The following is a 23,111-nucleotide window of genomic DNA, read 5'->3' on the forward strand; positions in this document are numbered from 1 at the left end:
GTCGCGCCGTCGAGCGACCTGACCGCCGGGCGAGCAACGTTCACCGGTCCGTGAAGGCCTCCTTGAGGGACCCAGAGTCCCTTAAGGAGGCCTTCACGGACCGACCACCCGACACGACACTTGGAGCCGCACCGAGCGTCAGTGACACTCGGTGGTGAAGCAGGCGCGGATCGTGGTGCCCTGCGGGCCGGTGTGGACGCGCACGAGGTCGGACAGATGGTTGACCAGCAGGAGCCCGCGGCCGCGTAGCTGGCCGGGGGAGGCGGGCCGCCGTCCGGCCAGCGGGTCGGTCAGGCGGCCGGTGTCGTGGACCTCGCAGACCAGCCCGTCCGCCTCGGACCAGATGCTGAGCCGTCCCTGCCCGCCGCCGTGGTCCACGCTGTTGGCCAGGAGTTCGGCGACCACGAGCTGGACGTCCGCCACTTGATCGTCGGTGAGGCCGGCACGCTGGGCCTGGTCACGGGCCACGGCGCGAGCGTGGGCCAGGGACGTGGCCTCGCCGGTGACGGCGTCGAGGATGTTGTACCCGGCCGTCTCGGTCAGGGCCGGTTCGGGCAGCGGGGTGTTGTACCCGGTGATGATGCGGTCGGGGTCGTAGCGGGTGCTGGCGCGCTCTCCGGTGGAGTCGATCAGGACCGGGTGGGTGGCTTCGGCGTCGGACAGGGCGCGGGCGTCGAGGCGGGTGACGTCGTAGGGGCAGAGAATGGTGACTTCGCGGCCGGTGAACGCGTGGTTGATCAGCGCCTCGTGTTGGGCGCACGCCGGGTACTCCAGCTCGGACCGTTCGGCCCAGATGGGCTCGCCGATGATGCGGACCCGCCGGGTGGTGTGGTCGTCGGCGAAGGCACGGAGGACGCCGGGGATGATCCGGCCCGGGTTGCGGCCTTCCTCGGTCATGTCCAGCAGTCGTACCCGCTCGGCGTCCTGGCCCAAGGCGGTCCGCAACAGTTCGAGATTGGGGCCGGGCACCGAGACCGCGACCGGCTCGCCGCTCTCCAAACCCTGCTGGATGAACGGGACAGTGCCCGCCAGGTAGTCGTCCGGCCCCTGGTAGAACAGCGCCGGGTGGACGAACGGGTCGGTGCCCGTCGCTGTCGTGGTCGCCTTCACCTTGACCGGGTACCCCCGTTCAGGAGGTTGACGCACGGCGCGCCACCGGCATGTCCCAACCCTGCTCCCACACTGACCCCGTACTGCAGACTTCTCCGTACCCAGTCTAGTCGCGGCGATACCGGGGCACGTCCGCCCTCGGCTACGGGAGCAGTCCCAATCACTACGTGCCCTCACTTATTGCGCACAAGCTGGCGACCACTGCGGTCCGGGGTGATGCTTGCCAGCCGGGGTCGTTCACGCTGAAGTAAGGGGCGCCGTGGTGGAACTGTCCTGGGTGGAACGGGAGATCGCCAAGCCGTTCGCCTTCGTCGTGGTCGAAGGCGAACCCGGTTCCGGTAAGACGGAGCTCCTCCGCCGGGTGGCGCGTTCCGCGGCTGCTCAGGAGCGGACAGTGATCGAGCTCCGTTGCGTGCGGGTGCCCGATCCGACGCCGCTCGCACCGCTGCTCGACGCGCTGGGAGCCGCCGCGGACAGGTGGACGGGGATGGCCGGTCGGCTGTCGCCGCTCGCCGGGGTCCTGCACCCCTTGCTCCCCGAACTCGGCGCCGTACTGCCGGAGCCGATCGGCTCCGATCGCCACCTGGTGCACCGTGCGCTCCGCGAACTGCTGACCTTGCCGGAGCGCACCGTCCTGATCGTCGACGACGCGGACGAGGCCGACGAGGAGACCCAGGACTTCCTCCGCCTGCTGGCGGCCCGGCCGTCCGAACGGTTGGCCGTCGTGACCGCCTCCGCCCTCCGGCTGCAGCAACGGATCCTGCGCGATGTCTGGTGGCCTCCCCGTTCCGGGGTGACGGCGCGATGCACCCTGAAGCCGCTGCGGATCGCGGACGTCGTGGCGAAGACCGGTTCGCGCGAGCTCGCCGAGCGCGTCCATCACCGGACCGGCGGGGTGGCCGCCGCGGTCACCGCGGTCCTGGAGGCGATCTCCGGACTCGACGCGCAGGCCGCCGTGAAGCTCTCGGAGAAGGTCGTCCCCGCCGCTTGGGCGGCAGAACTCGCCGCGAGGTTCGCGGTGCTGGAGCGAGGCGCCGCGGCGGTCGTGGCGGCCGCGGTGATCCTCGGCAGGCCGGCGGGCGGCATGGCGCTCGCCGCCGTGGCGGGCTCGGACGGCGCCGGAATCGTCGACGACCTGCTCCAGGCGATGGCCGCGGGGTTCCTGCGTGACCTCGGGAACGATCGTTACACGGTGCGCAGTCCGCTGGTCGCGGACGCGGTCCGCGCCGCCGTCCCGGGCCCGCGGCGGTCTCAGTTGCACTCCGGCGCCGCGCGGCTGCTTGCCTGTTCGGACGAGCCGGAACCGCGGAGGGTCGCGTACCACCACCGGGAGGCCGGTGAGCTCGACGAGTGGGCGCGGTATGTCTCGGAATCCGTGGACCAGGCGGCGGCCGAGGGCAGGCCGGACGAAGCCGTGCGGTTGCTCGAGGCCGCGCTCGGGGACTCCGCTCTCTCTCGGGCACGCAGGGAGAACTTCGCCGTCCGGCTCAGCCGGGAGACCGCATACGGACTGATCGGCGAATCCACGCTGCGGTTGCTGCGCACGGCGGCGCACGACTGGCCGATGAGCAAGGCCGCTCGCGGCGAGATCCGGATCAACCTCGGCCGGGTCCTGATCAACCAGGTCGGGCAGGTCGACGCGGGCCGTTCCGAGATCGAGCTGGCCATCGCGGATCTCGACGGGCGGCGTGCGCTCCTCGCCCGAGGACTGATCACCTTGGCGCTTCCGCACATCGGGCCGGTGCCGGTCGAGGAGAACCTACGCTGGCTGGACCAGGCCGAACAGGCCAGCAAAGGCACCCGCGACGTCGAACTGATCGCCGCGGTCACCGCGAACCGGGTGTCCGGCCGGATGCAGGTGGCCGATCCCGGGGTCTGGCAGGACGTCGGCGCGCTTCCGGCCTCGCCCCGGTCCGCCGAGGTTCGCAGGCAGGTCAGCCGGACCTACATCAACCTCGCCGACGCGGCCGCCTGGAACGGGTACTACCCGGTGGCGAGGACGTATCTCGCCACCGCCCGTCGGCTGGTCCACGACGAGGAACAGCCCTATCTGGAAGCGCTCGCGGCGGGGACGGACCTCCGGCTCGACGTCGCGATGGGCATCTGGCCGGAGGTGGAGGCCGAGGTCCTCGGTCTGGTGGGCCGCGTCGGCCAGGACAGTTCGCTCGCCGCGGAACCCTTGCTCGCGCTGGCTTGGTACCAGCTGGGCAACGGACGTCGCAAAGAGGCGTCACGGAACTTCGACACCGCCTTCGCGCTCGCGGCCGGGAACGTGCCGCAGCGGGCGTCGGCGTTCGCGGGGCGGGTGGCCATCCTCCTCGCGGCCAAGGAACTTCCCGCCGCCGCGCGGCTCGCGGAGAGCGGACTCGAGAGCGTGCGCCGAAAGAACAACTGGGTCTGGGCGGCCGAACTCCTCCCGCCCGCCGTCCGGGTTCTCGTCGACAGAGGGGAGACCGACGCGGCGGAGCGGCTGGTCGCCGAGTACCAGGAGGGGATAGCCGGACGGGACGCGCCGCTCGCCCATGCGGCGGCTCTCTTCTGCCGGGGGCTGCTCGCCAGGGCCCGGCCCGCCGACGCGGTCGAATTGTTCAGCCAGGCGGCGTTGTCCTATCAGACTTTGCCGCGCCCTCATGCCGCCGCCGGTGCGAGCGAACTCGCCGGTGAGTGTTATGCCGAACTCGGCGACCACCGGAAACTGCTGGGCGCGTTGACTTCGGCCGAAACCATCTACCGTTCCCTGAAGTCGGTCGCCGACGCGCAGCGATGCCGCCGGATCCTGGCGCGCCACGATCCCACCACTCCGTCGCGTGGTCGCCGTGGCTACGGGCAGGCCTTGTCTCCGCGCGAACTCGAAGTGGCGCGTCTGGCCGCGCAGAATCTCAGTAACCGCGAGATCGCGGAACGGCTTTTCCTGTCCGCGCGAACGGTCGAGGTCCATATCAGCCGGGCGTTGAACAAGCTCGATCTGCCTTCGCGGGCGGTGCTCGGCGAGCATTTGTCTCGCTTATGAACCAGTGAACGACTCCGATTTGGCCTCGTCACGTATTTTTTCTTTGATGAGGTCACTTATTTAATGGGCTCACGGCACTGACTATAGAGACTTTGACATTTAATTGAGTAGTCCGCCGAACGTGATACTTATTGTTCTCGCCTTCCGGATAACTCACTGTTGTCACCACGTCTCCGGTGTTGATTCCCCACTTTCAGGAGTGACTAGATGCGTGAAAGTCTCCGCCAAGGAAGGGCTGTGGTCATTGCCTGCCTGGCACTCGCCCTCGGCTTACCGGCAGTACCCGCCCTTGCCTCGCCTGCCGGGCCCATTGTCCAGGCGTGGCCGCCGGACGCGATTCCAGGTTCCTATCTCGTCACTTTGAAGACCGGGCCGTCGCCCGCCGCCGAGGCTCGGTCGCTGGCGGCGGAATACGGCGGGCAGGTCACCCGCACCTACGACGCCGCGCTGCGCGGTTTCGCGGGCCGGATGACCGAAGCTCAGGCTCGGCGGCTGGCCGCGGATCCGGCCGTCGCCTCGGTCGAACCGGACGGCCTCGCGCACGCGACCGAGACCCAGAACGATCCCACCTGGGGTCTCGACCGAGTCGACCAGAAGGATCTTCCGCTCGACAAGAAGTACGACTACGCCAACAAAGGCGACGGTGCCACGGTCTACGTGCTCGACACGGGGACGGACTACCGGCAGTCCGAGTTCGGCGGGCGCGCGAGCAGCGGTTACGACTTCGTCGACAACGACAGTGACGCCTCGGACTGCCACGGCCACGGTACGCACGTCGCCGGAACCGTCGGCAGCACGACCTACGGTGTCGCGAAAGGCGTGAAGATCGTGGCCGTCCGCGTGCTCGGCTGCAATTCCAGCGCGCCGTGGTCGACTGTTGTGTCCGGTATCGACTGGGTCACCAAGAACGCCAAGAAGCCGGCGGTGCTCACGATGAGCATCGGCGGCGGCGCGACGTCCACTGTGGACCAGGCGGTCCAGGGCGCGGTCCGGGCCGGGATCACCGTCACGGTCGCGGCCGGCAACGAGGGGCAGGACGCCTGCAACGTTTCGCCTGCCCGGACCCCGGAAGCGGTCACGGTCGCCGCGAGCGACATCCAGGACAAGCGGTCGATCTTCAACTCCTCGCAGTCGTCGAACTACGGGACCTGCACCGATCTGTTCGGACCGGGCAGCAACATCACCTCGACCCGCAACGGCGGCGGCACACAGCAGATGAGCGGCACGTCGATGGCCACCCCGCACGTCGCCGGCGCGGCCGCGCTCTACCTGACCGCCAACCCATCGGCCACCCCGGAGCAGGTCACCAAGGTGCTGCTCGACAACGCCACCCCCGGCAAGATCTCCGACCCGAAGGGGTCGCCGAACAAGCTGCTGTACACCGGTTTCCTCGGCGGAGGTACGCCGTCCTGCGCGGGCGGCACCAGCACCGACGACGTCGCCGTCCCGGACGCCGGTGAAGCGGTGGGCAGCACCGTGACCATCGGTTCTTGCGACGCGAAGGGAACCTCCGGCACTTCGGTGGCCGTGGCGATCAAACACCCGTACACGGGCGATCTGAAGATCGACCTCGTCACGCCGAGCGGCAAGGTCGTCAACCTCAAGCAGGCGGGTGGCGAAAGCACCGTCGACCTTTCGAAGACCTACACCGTCGACACCTCGGGTGAGAACCGTTCCGGCGACTGGAAGCTGCGTGTCCAGGACGTCTACCGGTTCGATACCGGCGTGCTCGACAGCTTCGGCCTGACCTTCTGATTCCTCCCTGCTGAAAGGAATACCGTGAAAAGGAAAAGAGCCCTCGGACTGCTGGCACTGGGTGTGGCGGCCCTGTCGATCCCCGTGGCCGGCGGAACCGCCGGGGCGGCGCCCCAGCCGACCGCGTCGGCGATCGCCCCCACCGGTGACGTCCAGGTTCCCGGCGGTGCCCATGCCCTGGGGATCGGCGGCGTGCCCGCTTCGGTGAAGGACTATCCCTTCGCCATCGCGGCCCTCCGTGAGGGCGGCTCGCGGCCCAAGGGGCAGAGCTGCAGCGGGTCCGTCGTGGCGCCCCGCAAGGTGATGGTCGCGGCGCACTGCAAGGAACTGGCAGGCGAGAAGTCCGTCCTCTATGGACTGGACGATCTGGTGAGCACCGGCGGCACCCAGCTCAAGGCCGTCGACTACCAGCTGCACCCGAAGTTCACCCAGCCCTGGAACGGCTACGACGTCGCGATCATCACCACCGACGGCGACATCCCCGTCCCCGCCGGCGGCTACGCGAAGGTCGCCACCTCCGCCGACACCGGCCTCGAGGCGCCGGGCAAGGACGGTTTCAGCCTGGGCTACGGCAAGAAGAGCTACAACGACAGCCCCGCCGACGTCACTTTGCAGAAGCTGACGCTGCCGATCGTCCCCGCGAACCAGTGCACCGGGGTGGAGAACGGCGTCGACCCGGCGACGATGATCTGCGCCGGGTATTCCGACGGCCGCAAGACCGTGCTTCCCGGCGACAGCGGTGGCCCGTTCGTCGTCGACGGTGTCGTCGTCGGCATCACGTCGTGGAGCCGGAGCGACTTCCGGTGGTACAGCGTTTACAGCCGCCTGAACAACGAAATGGGCGACTGGGTCAAGCAGCAGATCGGCGAGGTGCCCAGCACCGACAAGTTCACCCTCGCCGCCTCGCCGGGTTCGGTGAAGGTCGACCCCGGCAAGTATGTCTCGACGTCGATCACGAGCAAGCCGGGCAAGAACGGCGCCGAGGACGTCGCGCTGACCGCGTCCGGGCTGCCCGACGGTGCCAAGGCGACCTTCCAGCCGTCGTCCATCAAGTCCGGAGACACCGCGAAGCTGACGATCGAGACCGCGGCGGGCACACCGGAACGGGACTACACGATCACCGTGTCCGGCAAGGGAACGACCGACACCGTGACCACCACGCTGACGCTGACCGTCGGCAAGGGCGGCACCGAACCGGGCGATCTCAAGGTGACGCTCGACCCCACCTCGGGCAGCACACGCTCCGGTTCACTGGTCAGCACGACGGTCTCCGCGACCGGCGGCAGCGGCTCCATCACTCTGTCCGCGTCCGGTTCGGGCCTGCCGATCGCGCCGTTCTTCACCCCGCAGACCATTTCCAGCGGCGGCAGCTCGACGATGCAGATCTTCGCACCGTTCCAGGCGGGAACCTATCCGATCACCGTGACGGCGAAGGACGGTTCCGGCAAGACTTCGACCGCCACGTACACGCTCACCGTCCAGTGACCGTACTCATCACCGAGGTGACAATCCATGCGTAAATTACTGCTGACTCTGGGCGCGTTGACCCCCTTACTGGCGCTGGGCATCGGAAACGCCGTCGCAGCCGAAGCCGAAGGTGTCGTGGTGCAGGCGAAACAGCACTACGGCGACCAGTACATCGTGGTACTGAAGGACGGCCTCGTGACCGCGCAGGCGGCGTCGGTCTCGCTGACCGAACGCTTCGGCGGCGAGGTGCGGTCCACCTGGTCCGCGGCCCTGAACGGCTTCTCGGTCAAGAAGATGACCGAGCAGCAGGCTCGGCGGCTCGCGGCGGACCCGTCGGTCAAGGCCGTCTACCAGGACGGCACCGCCCGCGGCACCGACACGCAGACCAACCCGACATGGGGTCTGGACCGCGTCGACCAGAAGGCCCTGCCGCTGGACAAGAAGTACACCTACAACAACAGCGGTGAGGGCGTCACCGCGTACGACCTCGATACCGGGATCAACCCCGACAACCCGGAGTACGAAGGCCGGGCCAGCATCGGCAAGGACTTCATGGGTGGTGACGGAAAGGACTGCGCGGGCCACGGCAGTCACACCGCCGGCACCATCGCCAGCAAGACCTATGGAGTCGCGAAGAAGGTCAAGATCGTCGGGCTTCGAGTGCTCGGCTGCAACAACAGCGGACCGGATTCGGGCATCATCGACGCCGTCGACTGGGTGACGGCCAACGCTAAGAAGCCGGCCGTGGCGAACATGAGCCTCACCATGGACGCGCCCGGTGTGGGTGACGACGCGCTCAAGAAGTCGATCGCGTCGGGCGTCGTCTACGGCGTCGCGTCCGGCAACGCGTCGACCGACGCCTGCAACACCAGCCCCGCGCGGGTGCCGGAAGCCATCACGGTGAACGCCACGGACTCCAGCGACAACCGGTCGTCGTTCTCGAACTACGGTTCGTGCACGGACATCTTCGCGCCGGGCTCCAACATCACGTCGCTGAGCCCGAGCAACGGCGGGACCGCGGTCATGAACGGCACCTCCATGGCGACGCCGCATGTCGTCGGCGCGGCCGCGCTCTACCTGGCGGCCAACCCGTCGGCGACGCCGAAGCAGGTGCGGGACGCACTGGTCGGCAACGCGTCCGACGGCGTCGTCAAGAATCCCGGCAGCGGCTCGCTGAACAAACTGCTGAACGTGTCGTTCATCGGTGGCGGCGGCCCGGCGCCGACGTGCGGCGCGAAGTCGAACACCACCCCGGTGGCGATTCCGGACGCCGGTGCCGCGGTGACGAGCTCGATCACCCAGGAAGGATGTGACGGGAGGGCGTCCTCGACGCTGCCGGTCAAGGTGGACATCAGCCACACCTACACCGCCGACCTGGCGCTGGACCTGATCGGGCCCAGCGGCAAGACCTACCGCCTCAAGAACTCGGGCGGCACGGGCAGTGCTTCGGGAGTGCACGAGACCTACACGGTCGACGCCTCCGGCGAGAACGCCAACGGGACCTGGAAGCTGAGCGCCCAGGACGTCTACAGGTTCGACACGGGTTCGATCGACGGATTCACCCTCACGTTCTGACCAGGGTGAGGTGAGAGGTGCGCCCAATGTGGCATTGGGGACGCTCAGCGCTACCAATGCCACGTTGGGCGCACCGGAGAGACCATGATCGCCTCATGGGGGAGTCGGCTTTCACAACACGGGTGACCGGTCAGCCGGCCTTCCGCGTACTCGGCGTCCTAAGTAGACAGCAAGCTTCTTTGCATACCCCCCAGGGGTAATGCTACGGTGACGGCACGGCGGCGAACAGATCGCCGCGAGATCGAGTTGCCGAACCGAAGGAAGAGCTGATGAGCACCACTGTGTACACGGTCAAGGGCATGACCTGCTCGGGTTGCATGACCAAGGTGACGACGGCGGTGAACGGCGTCGCCGGGGTCAGTGACGTCGATGCCGACATCGCCACCGGGGAGGTGACAGTCGTGAGCGACGAGCCGCTCGACGCGCGATTGGTGCGGTCCGCGGTCGAAAAGGCGGGCTACGAGGTGGTCGGCTGACGTCGATGGCCGAGGAGAGCGTGACTGAGCCGGCTGTCGTCGTCAAAGTCGTGAACAACGGGCCGTATCAGGTGAAAGGGCCCGTCCGGCTGGTCGACCACGACAACAACGAATACGAGATCGACGGGCGTACTCAACTGCTGTGCCGGTGCGGACATTCGGCGAAGAAGCCGTTCTGTGACGGCGCCCATGTCCGGGTCGGGTTCAAGGGCGATTAGCGAGCGGGCGGGTGACATGAAACGTCACCCGCTCGCTCGCTGCGTTGAACCTTAGGAGCGGACCAGGCGCGCGATCGCTTCGGAGGCTTCGCGGATCTTCCGGTCCGCCTCGGCGCCGCCCTTCGCCGCGGCGTCGACAACGCAGCTTGCCATGTGCTGATCGAGGAGTTCGAGGGAGAACGACTTCAGTGCCCGGGTCGCCGCGGAGACCTGAGTGAGGACATCGATGCAGTACTTGTCCTCTTCGACCATTTTCTGCAGTCCGCGGATCTGCCCCTCGATGCGCCGAAGGCGCTTGAGCTGGCTTTCCGTGCCGGCGCCGTGACCAACCACGCTCACTCCTCGAGTCCGGAATCCGTCAACGCCCCAATCATGCCCGCTGAAGGGTGGCCCGCGCTGCCGGGTGAGCGGGGTGATGACGTCCGAAGCGCCCCGTGACATACGCCACGGGGGTATGCTGGTTGCCCTACCCCCCTAGGGTATGTAGAGTCGGTTTCAGGAGGACGAGAGATGCACGGATACACGCAAGGCAAAGACGAATACCTGACCCGGCTACGGCGGATCGAAGGGCAGATCCGGGGCCTGCAGCGGATGGTCGAGGAGGACAAGTACTGCATCGACATCCTCACGCAGGTGTCCGCGGCCACCAAGGCGTTGCAGTCGGTGTCGCTGGGGCTGATGGACGAACACCTCAAGCACTGCGTGTCCGACGCCATCGCCAAGGGCGGCGCCGAAGCCGACGAGAAGATCCAGGAGGCGAGCGACGTCATCGCCCGCCTCGTCCGTTCCTGAAGCAGTGCGACGAATCCGGAGGAGAACCACGATGAGCGAGACCACCTACACCGTCACCGGCATGACCTGCGGCCACTGCGTCAGCTCGGTCACCGAAGAGGTCGGGAAGATCGGCGGCGTCACGGATGTCCGTGTCGACCTGCCGACCGGCGCGGTGACCGTCGTCAGCGCGGAGGAACCCGCGGTCGCGGATGTGCGCGCGGCCGTCGAAGAAGCCGGATACGAGCTGACCGCCTGATTCGCGGTCCGGCTCCTTGACCGCGGGCACGGCCCGCACAAGGGACTCGAGATGAACACAGTTGCGAAGCTCTCCGCCTACGGTGTGGCGCTTGCCCTGGTCGCCGGTGGCGCCTGGGCCGCAGGCACCGCTGTCGGTCCTTTCGCCGGCGCCGCCGGCCTTCCCGGTGGCGAGGACGCCGGGCATGGGGACGCTCACAGCGGCACCGTCGCGGAGGCGGCGCCGACCGACGAGCCCGGCGGGCTCGCGTCGTCCAGGGGCGGCTACACCCTCACGCCCACCACCACGACGCTCACGCCGGGGACCGACCAGCACTTCTCCTTCAAAGTTCTCGGACCCGACGGCGCGCCGGTCACCGGCTACGACGTCGAGCACGAAAAGCGGATGCACCTCATCGTCGTCCGCCGCGACACGGCGGGTTTCCAGCACATCCATCCCGAGCTGGGAGCGGGCGGCCTCTGGACGGTGCCGCTCGCACTGCCGCAGGCGGGTTCGTACCGCGTCTTCGCGGACTTCAAGCCGACCGGCGGAAGCGCCACGACCTTGGGCGTCGACGTCGCCGCGGCGGGGGAGTTCAAGCCCGTCGAGCACCAGCCGTCACGCGTCGCGAACGTCGATGGCTACCAGGTTCGCCTGGACGGGGACCTGACCCCAGGCCGGTCGTCGAAGGTCACCCTGACGGTGACCAAGGACGGCCGCGAGGTGACCGATCTGGAGCCGTACCTCGGCGCTTACGGACATCTCGTGGCCCTGCGCGGCGGCGACCTCGCGTACCTGCACGTCCACCCGGACGGCGAACCCGGTGACGGCCGTACGAAACCCGGCCCCGCGGTGACCTTCTTCGCCGAAGTCCCGTCGAATGGCACTTACCGCCTGTTCCTGGACTTCCAGCATCAGGGCAAGGTCCGCACGGCCGAGTTCACCGTCGCCACCGCGGGCACCCCCGCCCCGGCCCCTTCGGCCGCCCAGAACCAAACCCCACCTCCGGCGGCCGATGACGGCCACGGCGGACACGGCTGACCGCGAGCCGGAAAGGAGTGACCACGATGACTTCCGATCTGGACCAGGCCACCACGGCCGAGGTCGAACTCGCGATCACCGGGATGACCTGCGCGTCGTGCGCGATGCGCATCGAGAAGAAGCTGAACAAGCTGGACGGCGTCACCGCCACGGTCAATTACGCCACGGAGAAGGCGAAGGTCACCTACAGCGGGGACATCGAGCCCCAGCGGCTGATCGAGCAGGTGGAAGCGGCCGGGTACACCGCCGCCCTGCCCGCTCCGCCGAAGCGGGAACAGCCGGACGGGCCCGCCGAGGAGGCCGATCCGATCGCGCCGTTGCGGCAGCGGCTGATCGGCTCCGCGGTGCTGTCGGTGCCGGTGATCCTGCTGGCGATGGTGCCCGCGCTGCAGTTCACCTACTGGCAGTGGATTTCGCTGACGCTCGCGGCGCCGGTGCTGGTGTGGGCGGCGTGGCCGTTCCACAAGGCGGCGTGGGCGAATCTGCGCCACGGCGCGGCCACCATGGACACGCTGATCTCGATGGGCACGCTCGCCGCGTTCCTGTGGTCGCTGTACGCCTTGCTGTTCGGCAGCGCGGGAACGCCGGGGATGACGCACGCCTTCGAGCTGACCGTGGAGCGGATGGCCGGTGACGGCAACATCTACCTCGAGGTCGCCGCCGGGGTGACGACGTTCATCCTCGCCGGGCGGTACTTCGAGGCGCGTTCCAAGCGACGGGCCGGTGCCGCGCTGCGGGCGTTGCTGGAGCTGGGCGCGAAGGACGTCGCCGTCCTCCGGAACGGCGAGGAAGAGCGAATCCCGGTCGACCGGCTGGCCGACGGCGATCTGTTCGTCGTGCGGCCGGGAGAGAAGATCGCCACCGACGGCGTGATCACCGAAGGCAGCTCCGCGGTGGACGCGAGCATGCTGACCGGGGAAAGCGTGCCGGTGGAAGTCGCGCCGGGTGACGCGGTGGTCGGCGCGACGGTCAACGCGGGCGGCAGGCTCGTCGTGCGGGCGACCCGTGTCGGCGCCGACACGCAGCTGGCGCAGATGGCGAAGCTGGTGGAGGACGCGCAGACCGGGAAGGCGCAGGTCCAACGGCTGGCGGACCGCGTGTCGGCGGTCTTCGTGCCGATCGTGATCGCGCTCGCCGTCGGCACCCTGGCCTTCTGGCTCGGCGCGGGCGGCACTGCGTCGGCCGCGTTCACCGCCGCGGTCGCCGTGCTGATCATCGCCTGCCCGTGCGCACTGGGCCTGGCCACCCCGACCGCGCTGCTGGTCGGCACCGGCCGGGGCGCGCAGCTCGGGATCCTGATCAAGGGTCCGGAAGTGCTGGAATCCACCCGCGCGGTCGACACGGTCGTGCTGGACAAGACCGGCACGGTCACCACCGGACGGATGGCGCTCCTTGAGGTCCACGTCGCCGACGGCGTCGACGCCGACGAGGCGCTGAGGCTCGCGGGTGCGCTGGAGAACGCTTCCGAACACCCGATCGCACAGGCCATCGTGGCCGGCGCGCGGGACCGGGTCGGCGAACTCCCGGCCGTCGAGGACTTCACGAACGTCGAAGGCCTTGGTGTACAAGGGATCGTCGACGGCAAGGCGGTGCTGGCCGGACGCAGCTCGCTGCTGGAGGACTGGGCACATCACCTGCCGGAGGATCTCGCCGAGGCGAAGGCCGCCGAAGAGAAGGCGGGCCGGACCGCGATCGTCGTCGGCTGGGACGGCGCGGCCCGCGCGGTCCTGGTGGTGGCGGACACCGTGAAGCCGACCTCCGCCGAAGCCATCACGCAACTGCGGGCCCTCGGGCTGACGCCGGTCCTGCTCACCGGGGACAACGAGGCCGTGGCCCGCGCGCTGGCGGCGGAGGTGGGGATCACCGAGGTGATCGCGGAGGTCCTGCCCAAGGACAAGGTCGACGTGGTCAAGCGGCTCCAGGCCGAGGGCAAGGTGGTCGCGATGGCGGGCGACGGCGTCAACGACGCGGCCGCGCTGGCACAGGCCGACCTCGGCCTGGCCATGGGCACCGGCACGGACGTCGCCATCGAGGCGTCGGATCTCACCCTCGTCCGCGGCGACCTGCGGGCGGCGGTGGACGCGATCCGGCTCTCCCGGCGGACCCTGCGCACCATCAAGGGCAACCTGTTCTGGGCCTTCGCCTACAACGTCGCGGCGCTGCCACTGGCCGCGGCGGGGCTGCTCAACCCGATGATCGCCGGCGCCGCGATGGCGTTCAGTTCGGTCTTCGTGGTCACGAACAGCCTGCGGCTCAAGGGATTCCGTAGTACCGCCGGCTGACATCCGGTTCGAGGCGCTCGTGCGGCACTTTCGGTGCCGCACGAGCGCCTCAGTGGTGGGCGGGCAGACTGACGTTGTCCTCAATGGACAGTCCTGGCGACACGGCAGAGCCACCAGGCCGTCGGCTAATGACCGTGCTGTTCGGCGAGGAACCGGCGGATCGCGGGCGCGAACGCGTCGGCGAGATCTTCGGCGGTACGCAGAGTGCTCGACAGGGAAACCGGCGCGAGACGCCCATCGGGTATGACGCGGGCGGCGTTCTCCGCCAGCGCTGCCGGATGCCGTTCGTCCATGCCGGGGAAGACCAAGGTGGGGGCCGTGATCGCGGCGAGTTCGTCGACGGACCGGAACGAGCGGTCGTGGCCGATGGCGGCCGCGGCGGCGATGCTCGCGGGATCGGAGCGCGGGATGGCGTCACGCACGAGCGCACCGATGACGGGAGCTAGCCCTGGCAGAACCGGCGCCCACGCCGCTTCGATACCGCCGGTCCGGACACGTTCGGCGAACGCGTCCATGAACGCGATCTCGGCTTGCTTCGCTTCGTCGTCTTCGATGTCTTCGACGCTGATCAGGATGGCGGCGCGGACCCTGCCGGGATGTTCGAGGCAGGCGCGCTGGGTGATCGTGGCGCCGAGTCCGGTCCCGCCGACGACGGCGCGCTGTTCGCCCAGGTGGTCGAGAAGCGCCGCGACATCGTCGGAGTACTGGGGCCAGGTGTGCCGGGCCGGGTCGGCGCACACCGATCGGCCATATCCGCGCACGTCGGGGAGAACGATCGTATGCCGGTCCGCCAGCCGCTCGGCCAGCGGGACGAGGCTGTGATGATCAGGGCCACCCCCGTGCAGAAGCACAAGGGGTGGCCCGGAACCGAGGGAGACCGCGTAGAGCGGACAGCCGTCGAAGCCGTGGTACGTGATGGTCTCCATCGGGCCTTCCTAATGGTGGTAGGCGTGTACCACCGCGTGCCCGGAGCCGCGGCCGATGAGCCACTTGTTGACCGGGGTGGTGAGCACGAACGCCACGGCGAGCGCGAAGGCGAGCGCGCCCCAGAACAGCCAGCTCGCGAGGCCGGCTTCCATCGCGCCGGGGACGACGACCATCACCGCGTTGTCGATGATCTCCATGACGAGAATCGACACGGTGTCCGCCGCTAGCGCGACCTTGAGGGCCTGCTTGAAGCCGACGCCCGCGCGGAGCACGCCACGCATGGTCAGGGCGTAACCGAAGACGAACGCCAGCGCGACGGCGAGCACGATGGTCGCGACGTTACCCCACCCCAGTGCGGTGCCGATCACCATGCCGAGCACCTCACCGATGGCGCAGCCGGTGAGGCAGTGCAGGGTGGCCGACGCCGCCATGCCCCACGACGCCTTGGCCGCGTGGTGTTCGTGGCCACCGTGGTGTTCGTGGCCGTGGTGTTCGTGCTCAGTGGACATGAGCGGGTTTCTCCTTTGTGGACTGCTCGGCAGGCGCGGGTTCGAGTCCTGCGACGAGATTGAACGAACCGGTCAGCAGGTTGAGTCCCACCGTGTCGGCGATGATCCGATCGCTCCAGCCGTGCTCTCGCAACTCGGCGACGTCCTCGTCGCGGATCGAAGCCGGTTCGGCGAGTACACGGACCGCGTACGCCATCAACGCCGCCTCACGCTGATCGGTCGACGTGCCTTGTCTGGCCAGGGAGACGTCGGTCTCGCTGAGCCCGGCCTTCAGCGCGGCCCGGGTGTGCGCGTCGAGGCACAGTGCGCACCCGATCCACTCCTGCAAGGCGAGCGAGACTTTTTCGCTCAGCGCCTGGGAAAGCTTGACCCGCTTCATGGCCCTCGAGAGGTCGAGGTATCCCTGAAGGAGCGCGGGGGAGTGGGCCATCGCGGTCACCATCGGGCCTGCCGAGCCGTGCCGTCCGATGATCTCGCCGAGCAACTCGGCCGACTTGGCAGGCGCGTCCGCCGGGTCGAGCGAATCAAGACGCCGCACGGCTCCTCCTGATGCTGTCGGTTGATCGCCAGGAACACTATACGGGTAGGGGGTACATGTCCAGGCGTGGTGTTGTCGTGCAAAGGATTCACTGCTCACCGAGGCGAGTGGGAGGCTTGATCGCGGGTTCCGGGCGCGGCGCTCCCGCGAACCGGGACGGGCGGAAGGCGGCGAGGGCGTCCTGCGCTGTGTCGGTGACGATCTCCGCCGTGGCCAGCCGGGCGAGGACCGGGGCGAGCGTGATCCCGCTGTGGGTGACGAGAAAGTAGATCCGTGCGCTCTCCGGCGGGTATCCGGCGATGGTGTGCCCGTCGGCCGGCATGGACCGGATCGCCACCCGGAAGTCGATTTCCGGGGACGCGCGACCGGTCAGGGCCGTGAACCGCGCGGCCACGGCGGCGCCGATGTCACCGTCGACGTCACTGTCCACGGGGTCGACGGAGGAGCTCAGATCGAGCGCTTGCGCCACGACGGCGCCGCCCGCGTCGGGGCGGAGGTTGAGGTCCGGGGTGTGCAGGACGCAGCGGAGGTCGATCGCGGGGGAGCGTACGTACCCGAGCAGGCCGACGATCGGGGAGCCGCGACGGGCGTCGGTCACCATGGGGATGTCGAAGCCGCTGCGCGCGGCGAGCCCGTCGGTCCACCGGCCGGTGGCGACCACGACCCGGTCGGCGCCGAGGACTGTTCCGTCGGCGAGCGTGACGGACGCGCCCTCCGGCCCGTCGTCGACGGTCACGACCTCCCCGATCGTCAGCGTCGCGCCGTGCCGGCGGGCATCGTCGAGTACTGCGGCGACGAGGCGTTCCGGTAATACGTAACCCTCGCTGGGGAAGTGCGCGATCGCCGTGGTGGTTTCCGGAATCCGCACCTCGCCGGCGATCCGCCGGGCTTCGTCGCGCTCGACCCACTGTGCCGGGTAGTCCCGCGACCGCAGCCGCTCGACGTTCTCGGCCAGCCACGATTCGCCGCGCGCGTCCGCGCAGTGCAGGCCGCCAGCACGGAAGTACGCCGGCGTGCCGCCGAGTTCCTTGGCGAGCTTCTCGTGTTCTTCCATCCCGGCGACGTTGAGCCGTTGATAGGCGGGATCGGGTTTGCGGTTCGCGTTGGTCCACGCGAACGTCGTGGCGGTCGTCCCGCGTCCGGGGCCCCATCGGTCCAGCAGCACCACGTCCGCCCCGGCGACGGCGAGTGCACGCGCCACGCTCACGCCGACGATTCCGGCGCCGACAACGATGGTCTTCATTCGCTCTCTCCTCCCGGGCCTGCAAATGACCGTACAAAACACGCTTAGACCGGTCAATGGCCCGATTGACCGATCGAATCGCGATTTGTATGGTTCGATCATGGCCACGCTGTTGCATCTGAAGATCCGGCGTGAGCTGGAGGAGAAGATCCAGCGTGGCGACCTCCCGCCCGGCGCGAGGTTGCCCACCGAAGCGGAACTGCAGAGCCAGTACGGGGTCAGCAGGGCCACGGCGCAGCGAGCACTCAACGAGTTGGCCAATGCCGGGCTGGTCGTGCGAAGGCGACGGCACGGAACGTTCGTCGCCGACGTCCGGCAACAGATCAACCTGCTGAACTTCGCCGCCCCCGGCGCGGCAGAGAAGGGTGTGCCGGGCAGGCACCAGGTGGTGTCCCAACGGATCGTGCGGGCAGGCGACGCGGTCGTCGAGATCCCTGGCGTGGACCCGGATGCCGCGGTCGTCGAGCTGGTGCGCGTCAAGCTCGACCTCCAGGAGCGGCCGCGCACTCTCGAACGGCACGCGATCCTCTTCTCGGTCGCGCCGAACCTGCTCGACGAGGACCTCGCCGACTTCGTGAGCCTGCGCTATTTCGCCGCGAAGAAGATCCCGCTGGGCCCGCTCCGGGTCTACCTCGAACCGGTCGTGCTCGGCACGCGCGAGGCCGAGCTGCTCGAGAGCGAGGCCGGTGTGCCCGCCATGCAGCGCCGCCGGGAAACCCGGACGGAAGACGGGACCGTGATCGAGGCCGTCGTCACCGTGGTCCGCCCGGGATCCGCGCAGTTCTTCGTGGAGTTGCCGCCTCCCGCGCTGTGACGCGGCGGAGAGCGATCAGCCGGTCGGCTGCCGCTCGGTCTCGTAGTCACCCTCGTCGTTCCGGGTGGGGTTCTCCCCAGGGTGCAACCAGGGCGGCAGTGTCGTCGGCTCGATCTCGTCCCGATCCGTTCGGGCGGTGTCGGCATCGGAACCGGGTGCCGGACGGTGCGGGACGGGATTGCCCTGCTTCCCCACGCGCTCCCAGTCGGCCAGGATCCTGTCCGACGCCTCCTTTGCGGCCCGGTCGGTCTTCCCGTAGGCCTTGGCGGCGGCCACGGTGTTGTCTCCCGCCAGTGCGTAGCGGGCGCAGGTGGTGCTCAGGAATCCTGCCAGCGCGTCCCGGATATCGGCCAGCTCGATATCCGCCCAGGTCCGTTTCCCGTCCTCGTCCGCGAGATGCTTGTCGGCCACCTCGGTGTGCTTGATGATCCGTAGCAGCGGCTCATAGAGTTCGGCCGTGTCATAGCAGCATTTCGCCATTTCCAGCACAGTGCTGATGTCGACGGTGAAATGGCCGCCGTGTGTCTTCGGGTCACCGGTCGCCGTGTTCAGGCTGAGATCGTACAATTCGAGGTTGAAGCTTTTGATCTGGCTGATCCGCGACCGCAACTCGCCGACCTTCCCGGTGTAGTCACTCTCCAAGACGGTCAATTCGTTGTTGAGTTCGTCGATATCGCCGCCGAGCCGGAACACGACCTCCCGCACGCTGTGCGCGTATCCTTCCCGTTCGCCGGGTTTCAGCAGGTTCTCGCCGAGGAAACCGACCAGCCCCACCACGGCGCCGACACCGCCTGCCGGCGGGAACCAGATGCCCGCGACACCGAGGACCGCGCCTGCTCCGGCCACCACCTTCCAGGTGCTCGCCAGATCGGTGGTGATCGTCTCGGTCTCGCCGAGTGCCTTGGTGGCCTGCTGGATGGCGAACAGCGCGTCGTTACGCGCCATTTCCACAATCGCGGCGCGCAAAGAATACAAGTTGGCCAGCGCGCCGGTGATACCGGACTGATTTTGCAGTGTCGGCCCGACGGAGGCGAAGAATCCGTCTTTCGCCCGGTTGGCGGACAAACCGGTCCAGCTCGCCCACCAGTCGGTGTAATGCGTGCGCTCGCTCCAAAGCGCCTCGACATTGCTTCCCAGTTCGCGACCGTCGGCCTTGCCGAGGTTGCTGACCGGAGAGCCTTCCAGCGCTTCCAAGCCCAAACTCTTGCCGAGGCTGAGGAAGTCGTTGTGGGCGGCTTCGAGGAGGCTCAGATCGTGTGCGTCGAACATGGGCAGCTTGGTGAAAAGGGTGGTCCGCTCGTCCCATGCCCAAGTCTCCACCTGAGCGAGAATGGAACCGACGCCGCAGACGATCGGCTCGTCCTTGGGCGGATTCCGGTCACCGAGCACGACGAGGTGACCGGTTTTGCCCTCACAGGTCACCGCGCTGAGTTCACCCTGCTGCCCGTCTTCCACCCAATCGAGGTAGGAGCACGTGCCGTAGTCGATATGCGCTCGCGCGGAGGGCGACTTGTAGTCCCAATGCTCGTTCGGCCCGGGCGCGTAGCAGCGAAGGATTCCCTGTGTCAGGTCACTCTGCACCTCGATCGCCGTCGCGGCGTCTTCCCGCCAGCGCTTGGTGAGAGCCTTGTGGAAGGTGTTCATCGCGGCGGTCAGCCGAGCGGTGTGACCAGGCCCGAGATAGTCGACCACGGTCGTCCCCCTTTATCTCCCCGATTTCGTCGAGCCTAACGCAGCGCCGGACGACCACGTGGGGAATGGAGATTCCCGCTGAGGCAACCACGGGCCGGTGCCACGCGTACATCCCGTACGCGGACGAGAGGGACAGGGTATGGGGACCAAACGGGGCGAACCCACGCCTGAGGAGATCGAGGCCACCCGCGCGTGGCTGGGCGAACGTGGTGTCGAGGTGGAAACGCCGGCCAGGCTGATCGCCGTCCGGGTCGGCGCGCGCCAGACGGCGAACACCGCCAGCAAGATGATCTTGTCCGCTTGCTTCGGGATTGTCGGGTTGGGACTGTTGATCGCCTTCGGGGTCCAAGAATTTCTCCTGGATCCGGACGGCGAGACGACTTACAGCCGGTATGCCTTCGTCGTGTTCGCGACGACCCAGCTCGGGTCCTGGGTGTCGTCGCTGTACCGCGAACGGGAACTGGGTGGCCTGCCGGCGGCGGACCGGCGGCCTTCGGCTTTACGGGTCCTGGGCGGCTGGTATCTGACGACCTACGTGATCACCTTCGGCGGTGGCGCCGCACTGGCCGCGGCGATGTACGCCGGCACCACGGCACAGACCTTCGCGGAGAATTGGCTGATCGCCCTCGGCTGGGCGGCGTTGTCCACCGGCACGATCCTCGCCGGCTCGGCCTTCCGCCGGACTCGCGCGGAGGACGTCGCGTCGATCGCCGTCGATTCCGAACTACGGTTCCAAGACAGCCGTCTCGCCGAGCCCGCCATCTTCGCGGTGGCGATCCTGGTCGACGTGGTGTTCACCAGCCGGGTTCCGGCCGAATTCACCTGGTGGTTGGTCGGCTATGCCGCGCTGGCGGTCAGTGCGACGCTGGTCGCCCGTCGGCGGTCCGGGGACCGTCCGGCCTTTCCGCCCGGCGACTACGGCACCCCCGTGCGCTCCGACGTGGATCTTCCCTCGGAAACTCGGTGAGCCGAAAGCGTCCGTGCCGAGGGTAGTGAGGGCCTCCTTGGACTCCTCGGCGGCTACGGCGCCATGCTCGCGCTCGCCCCCCGTGCCCGCGAAGGCGGGTCGTACGGCGTCCAGGTCTCGTTGTGCCGATCCTCGATGCTGGTGCAACGCCAAGGATCGATCGAAGAGAACACGGTCTACGGCGACCTCAAGAGTCTCGGCCCCGTCATCCGGATGAGCGAGACACCACCGCGCTGGCCGTCACCCACCCCTCGGCTCGGCAGTTCGCCCGCGTGAGAGGTAAGGCGAAGACGGATCACTCCGGCACGGGCAGGCATTCGGCGAGCAGGCCGACGACGTCGTGCCAGGCCCGCTGCGCGTGGCGCTCGTGGTAGCCGACGCCGGGAAGCACGGTGTGGTCGACCGTGGGGTGGTGGAAGGCGTGCAGCGCGCCGCCGTAGACCACGAGCCGCCAGTCGACGCCCGCCTCCTGCATTTCGGCGGTGAACGCCTCCCGTTGCGCGGGCGGCATGATCGGGTCTTCCGAGCCGACACCGGCCCAGACCGGGCAGCGGATGTGCGCGGCTTCGCCCGGCCGGCCAGTGGTCAGCGCGTTCACCGTCGCGATCGCGCGCAGGTCGACGCCGTCCCGCCCGAGTTCCAGCGCGATCGCGCCTCCGGTGCCGTAGCCGATGGCGGCGATCCGGTCCGGGTCGGTCCGCGGCTCGGCGCGCAGCACGTCGAGGGCCGCGTGGCCGATCTCCCGCATCCGGCCGTGGTCGTCGAGCAGGGGCATCACGTGCGCCAGCATCTCGTCGGGATCGTCGAACCAGCGTCCACCGTTGATGTCGAAGGCCAGCGCCACGTACCCCAACTCGGCGAGAGCGTCGGCCCTGCGACGTTGGAAATCGTTCAGCCCCGGCCCCTCCGGCCCGATCAGGACCGCGGGACGGCGGTCGGCACCGGCCGGGAGCGCGAGGTGCCCGATCATCGTGAGTCCGTCGGCGGGGTATTCGACCGTGCGTGTGGTGACCGGCATGAAACGGACTCTAATGATCGTCGAGCCCGGCCGGGCGGGTGTTCACGGACAGCGGAACCGCGTCGCGGCGTCCGTCCATTGTGGATTCCGTGGCGCGGGACGGGATCAGCCGGAACAAGGCCATCGCGCTGATCATGCTGACGCCGCAGATCGCGGCCAGGTACCAGGTGATGCCGGTGGTCGAGCCGGTGGCGTTGAGCACCGCGGTGGCGATCATCGGAGCGAGCCCGCCGCCGAGGATCGCGCCGCCCTGCAGCAGCAGCGACATACCGGAGAACCGGACGTTGACCGGGAAGGTGTCCGCGATGATCGCGCCCTGCACGCAGTGGGTGATCGGGACGACCAGGCCCATACCCGCCAGCGCGAGCATCGCGAGCCCCGTGTTGCCGGTGTTCAGCAACGGGAAGAACGCGAGGCACCACAGCAAAAGCGCGGCCGACCCGGCGACGAACATGGTTCGCCTGCCGTGGCGGTCGGCGATCCGCGTCCAGATCGGGATGGTGGCGAACCACAGTACGGCCGATCCGGTCACCGACAGGATCAGGAACTGACGGTCGTAGTGCAGGTTCTGAGTTCCGTAAGACAGGGTGAAGACCATGAACACGTAGGCGACCGCCGAGTTCGCGACGCCGACCAGCAGCGTCAGCGCGAGCCTGCCGAAGCCGACCTTGAGCGCCGCGCCGAGCGGGAACCGGACCACCTTGTCGTTCTTGGCCGCCTGGGTGAAGGACGGTGATTCGGTGATCCGCAGCCGGATCATCAGGCCGATCGCGACCAGCACGAAGCTCAGGAGGAACGGGATCCGCCAGCCCCACGCGGCGAACGCGCTCGCGGGCATCACCGCGCTGCTGCCGAGGAACAGCAGATTCGCCAGCACCAGCCCGGCCGGGGTGCCCATCTGCGGGAACCCGGCATACCGGTTCCGTTGATCGGCCGGCGCGTGTTCCATCGACATCAGGGTCGCTCCCGCGCCTTCGCCGCCGAGCCCGATGCCCTGCACGATCCGCATCGCGACCAGCAGGATCGGCGCCCAGATGCCGATCGCCTGGTAGTTCGGGATCAACCCGATCAACGTCGAGCCGATGCCCATCAGCATCAGCGAGACCACCAGCGTGGACTTGCGGCCGATCCGGTCGCCGAAGTGACCGAACACCAGACCGCCGAGCGGGCGGGCGATGAAGCCGACGGCGAAGGTGCTGAACGCGGCGAGGGTGCCGACTGTGGGGCTCAGCGAGGGGAAGAACTGTTTGTTGAAGATCAGCGCGGACGCGGTGCCGTAGAGGAAGAAGTCGTACCACTCAAGGGTGGTCCCGGCGAGCGTGGCGGCGGCGATTCTGCGGGGCGCGGGTGCGTTCATCTGCGAAAACCCAATCGACTCGGGCGACAGCCGATCGCGGCTGCTGGCGATTGGGCAGAAGCCTGACACCGTGAGGCATAGGCCACAAATGCCGAATTGCCGG

Annotated in this window: 22 protein-coding genes; 13 read left to right on the top strand and 9 right to left on the bottom strand. The window is 68.5% G+C overall.

Features of this window, described 5'->3' with window-relative positions; genetic code table 11:
* Positions 1 to 138: 138 nt before the first annotated feature.
* A complete protein-coding gene (locus tag DL990_RS32485) occupies positions 139 to 1,110 on the bottom strand; it encodes a sensor histidine kinase (RefSeq protein ID WP_125801043.1) in 972 nt (323 codons plus the stop codon).
* Between the two features lie 262 nt (positions 1,111 to 1,372).
* On the opposite strand from DL990_RS32485, the gene DL990_RS32490 reads away from it, so the two are divergent.
* From DL990_RS32490 to DL990_RS32515, 6 genes are all read left to right on the top strand, one after another.
* Positions 1,373 to 4,120: an AAA family ATPase gene (locus DL990_RS32490; RefSeq protein ID WP_233620639.1), complete on the top strand. Its 2,748-nt coding sequence runs from the start codon at positions 1,373 to 1,375 to the stop codon at positions 4,118 to 4,120.
* Between the two features lie 207 nt (positions 4,121 to 4,327).
* Positions 4,328 to 5,875: a S8 family peptidase gene (locus DL990_RS32495; RefSeq protein ID WP_125787095.1), complete on the top strand. Its 1,548-nt coding sequence runs from the start codon at positions 4,328 to 4,330 to the stop codon at positions 5,873 to 5,875.
* A gap of 24 nt (positions 5,876 to 5,899) precedes the next feature.
* Positions 5,900 to 7,360 (top strand): trypsin-like serine protease, encoded by a 1,461-nt coding sequence (locus DL990_RS32500; protein ID WP_125800966.1) that lies wholly within the window; start codon positions 5,900 to 5,902, stop codon positions 7,358 to 7,360.
* Between the two features lie 27 nt (positions 7,361 to 7,387).
* Positions 7,388 to 8,917, top strand: a complete 1,530-nt coding sequence (locus DL990_RS32505; RefSeq protein WP_125800967.1) for a S8 family peptidase — start codon at positions 7,388 to 7,390, stop codon at positions 8,915 to 8,917.
* Between the two features lie 269 nt (positions 8,918 to 9,186).
* Positions 9,187 to 9,393 (top strand): heavy-metal-associated domain-containing protein, encoded by a 207-nt coding sequence (locus DL990_RS32510; RefSeq protein ID WP_125800968.1) that lies wholly within the window; start codon positions 9,187 to 9,189, stop codon positions 9,391 to 9,393.
* A 20-nt stretch (positions 9,394 to 9,413) separates the two neighbouring features.
* A complete protein-coding gene (locus DL990_RS32515) occupies positions 9,414 to 9,611 on the top strand; it encodes a CDGSH iron-sulfur domain-containing protein (protein WP_233620640.1) in 198 nt (65 codons plus the stop codon).
* Positions 9,612 to 9,662: 51 nt separating this feature from the next.
* Here the strand turns inward: DL990_RS32515 and DL990_RS32520 are convergent, their stop codons facing one another.
* Entirely contained in the window at positions 9,663 to 9,944 is a 282-nt protein-coding gene (locus DL990_RS32520) for a metal-sensitive transcriptional regulator (protein WP_125787100.1), read from the bottom strand.
* A gap of 177 nt (positions 9,945 to 10,121) precedes the next feature.
* Between DL990_RS32520 and DL990_RS32525 the strand changes: the two genes are divergently transcribed.
* From DL990_RS32525 to DL990_RS32540, 4 genes are read left to right on the top strand one after another with little or no spacing between them, the layout of a single operon-like run.
* Positions 10,122 to 10,403: a metal-sensitive transcriptional regulator gene (locus DL990_RS32525; RefSeq protein WP_125787101.1), complete on the top strand. Its 282-nt coding sequence runs from the start codon at positions 10,122 to 10,124 to the stop codon at positions 10,401 to 10,403.
* A gap of 31 nt (positions 10,404 to 10,434) precedes the next feature.
* Positions 10,435 to 10,641 carry a heavy-metal-associated domain-containing protein gene (locus DL990_RS32530; protein WP_125787102.1) on the top strand — a complete coding sequence of 69 codons (207 nt, stop codon included), beginning with the start codon at positions 10,435 to 10,437 and terminating at the stop codon, positions 10,639 to 10,641.
* Positions 10,642 to 10,692: 51 nt separating this feature from the next.
* Positions 10,693 to 11,661, top strand: coding sequence for a hypothetical protein (locus DL990_RS32535; RefSeq protein ID WP_125800970.1), 969 nt, complete (start codon positions 10,693 to 10,695; stop codon positions 11,659 to 11,661).
* Positions 11,662 to 11,687: 26 nt separating this feature from the next.
* Positions 11,688 to 13,943: a cation-translocating P-type ATPase gene (locus DL990_RS32540; protein WP_125800971.1), complete on the top strand. Its 2,256-nt coding sequence runs from the start codon at positions 11,688 to 11,690 to the stop codon at positions 13,941 to 13,943.
* 125 nt (positions 13,944 to 14,068) lie between these two features.
* On the opposite strand, the gene DL990_RS32545 is transcribed toward DL990_RS32540, so the two are convergent.
* The 4 genes from DL990_RS32545 to DL990_RS32560 all read right to left on the bottom strand — a co-directional run bounded on the left by DL990_RS32545 (position 14,069) and on the right by DL990_RS32560 (position 17,160).
* Complete coding sequence (locus tag DL990_RS32545) at positions 14,069 to 14,869, bottom strand: alpha/beta fold hydrolase (protein ID WP_125787105.1); 801 nt, start codon at positions 14,867 to 14,869, stop codon at positions 14,069 to 14,071.
* Between the two features lie 9 nt (positions 14,870 to 14,878).
* Complete coding sequence (locus DL990_RS32550) at positions 14,879 to 15,379, bottom strand: DUF4396 domain-containing protein (RefSeq protein WP_125787106.1); 501 nt, start codon at positions 15,377 to 15,379, stop codon at positions 14,879 to 14,881.
* Positions 15,369 to 15,917: a carboxymuconolactone decarboxylase family protein gene (locus DL990_RS32555; protein ID WP_125800972.1), complete on the bottom strand. Its 549-nt coding sequence runs from the start codon at positions 15,915 to 15,917 to the stop codon at positions 15,369 to 15,371. Before DL990_RS32555 ends, DL990_RS32550 begins: the two co-directional genes overlap by 11 nt.
* An 88-nt stretch (positions 15,918 to 16,005) precedes the next feature.
* Entirely contained in the window at positions 16,006 to 17,160 is a 1,155-nt protein-coding gene (locus DL990_RS32560) for an FAD-binding oxidoreductase (protein ID WP_125800973.1), read from the bottom strand.
* A gap of 100 nt (positions 17,161 to 17,260) precedes the next feature.
* Here DL990_RS32560 and DL990_RS32565 point away from each other — a divergent pair, with 100 nt between their 5' ends.
* On the top strand, positions 17,261 to 17,974 hold the full coding sequence (locus tag DL990_RS32565) for a GntR family transcriptional regulator (protein ID WP_125800974.1): 714 nt from the start codon (positions 17,261 to 17,263) through the stop codon (positions 17,972 to 17,974).
* A gap of 15 nt (positions 17,975 to 17,989) precedes the next feature.
* Here DL990_RS32565 and DL990_RS32570 read toward each other — a convergent pair whose 3' ends face one another.
* The gene (locus tag DL990_RS32570; RefSeq protein ID WP_125800975.1) at positions 17,990 to 19,666 is read right to left on the bottom strand and encodes a hypothetical protein; all 1,677 of its coding nucleotides are present in this window, start codon (positions 19,664 to 19,666) and stop codon (positions 17,990 to 17,992) included.
* Between the two features lie 139 nt (positions 19,667 to 19,805).
* On the opposite strand from DL990_RS32570, the gene DL990_RS32575 reads away from it, so the two are divergent.
* Positions 19,806 to 20,633 carry a hypothetical protein gene (locus tag DL990_RS32575; protein WP_125800976.1) on the top strand — a complete coding sequence of 276 codons (828 nt, stop codon included), beginning with the start codon at positions 19,806 to 19,808 and terminating at the stop codon, positions 20,631 to 20,633.
* 63 nt (positions 20,634 to 20,696) lie between these two features.
* Positions 20,697 to 20,909: a hypothetical protein gene (locus DL990_RS32580; protein ID WP_233620641.1), complete on the top strand. Its 213-nt coding sequence runs from the start codon at positions 20,697 to 20,699 to the stop codon at positions 20,907 to 20,909.
* A gap of 19 nt (positions 20,910 to 20,928) precedes the next feature.
* On the opposite strand, the gene DL990_RS32585 is transcribed toward DL990_RS32580, so the two are convergent.
* On the bottom strand, positions 20,929 to 21,651 hold the full coding sequence (locus DL990_RS32585; RefSeq protein ID WP_125787112.1) for a dienelactone hydrolase family protein: 723 nt from the start codon (positions 21,649 to 21,651) through the stop codon (positions 20,929 to 20,931).
* A gap of 10 nt (positions 21,652 to 21,661) precedes the next feature.
* Positions 21,662 to 23,008, bottom strand: a complete 1,347-nt coding sequence (locus DL990_RS32590) for an MFS transporter (protein ID WP_125800977.1) — start codon at positions 23,006 to 23,008, stop codon at positions 21,662 to 21,664.
* Positions 23,009 to 23,111: the final 103 nt, after the last annotated feature.

This window comes from Amycolatopsis sp. WAC 01416, from assembly GCF_003947485.1.
Taxonomy (GTDB): Bacteria; Actinomycetota; Actinomycetes; order Mycobacteriales; family Pseudonocardiaceae; genus Amycolatopsis.

Bases quoted from the DNA above. Each gene is read 5' to 3' on its own strand.
- DL990_RS32565 (WP_125800974.1), top strand. From the start codon at position 17,261: ATGGCCACGCTGTTGCATCTGAAGATCCGGCGTGAGCTGGAGGAGAAG.
- DL990_RS32510 (WP_125800968.1), top strand. From the start codon at position 9,187: ATGAGCACCACTGTGTACACGGTCAAGGGCATGACCTGCTCGGGTTGC.
- DL990_RS32575 (WP_125800976.1), top strand. From the start codon at position 19,806: ATGGGGACCAAACGGGGCGAACCCACGCCTGAGGAGATCGAGGCCACC.
- DL990_RS32505 (WP_125800967.1), top strand. From the start codon at position 7,388: ATGCGTAAATTACTGCTGACTCTGGGCGCGTTGACCCCCTTACTGGCG.
- DL990_RS32535 (WP_125800970.1), top strand. From the start codon at position 10,693: ATGAACACAGTTGCGAAGCTCTCCGCCTACGGTGTGGCGCTTGCCCTG.
- DL990_RS32540 (WP_125800971.1), top strand. From the start codon at position 11,688: ATGACTTCCGATCTGGACCAGGCCACCACGGCCGAGGTCGAACTCGCG.
- DL990_RS32495 (WP_125787095.1), top strand. From the start codon at position 4,328: ATGCGTGAAAGTCTCCGCCAAGGAAGGGCTGTGGTCATTGCCTGCCTG.
- DL990_RS32530 (WP_125787102.1), top strand. From the start codon at position 10,435: ATGAGCGAGACCACCTACACCGTCACCGGCATGACCTGCGGCCACTGC.
- DL990_RS32580 (WP_233620641.1), top strand. From the start codon at position 20,697: ATGCTCGCGCTCGCCCCCCGTGCCCGCGAAGGCGGGTCGTACGGCGTC.
- DL990_RS32585 (WP_125787112.1), bottom strand. From the start codon at position 21,651: ATGCCGGTCACCACACGCACGGTCGAATACCCCGCCGACGGACTCACG.
- DL990_RS32545 (WP_125787105.1), bottom strand. From the start codon at position 14,869: ATGGAGACCATCACGTACCACGGCTTCGACGGCTGTCCGCTCTACGCG.
- DL990_RS32550 (WP_125787106.1), bottom strand. From the start codon at position 15,379: ATGTCCACTGAGCACGAACACCACGGCCACGAACACCACGGTGGCCAC.
- DL990_RS32560 (WP_125800973.1), bottom strand. From the start codon at position 17,160: ATGAAGACCATCGTTGTCGGCGCCGGAATCGTCGGCGTGAGCGTGGCG.
- DL990_RS32590 (WP_125800977.1), bottom strand. From the start codon at position 23,008: ATGAACGCACCCGCGCCCCGCAGAATCGCCGCCGCCACGCTCGCCGGG.
- DL990_RS32525 (WP_125787101.1), top strand. From the start codon at position 10,122: ATGCACGGATACACGCAAGGCAAAGACGAATACCTGACCCGGCTACGG.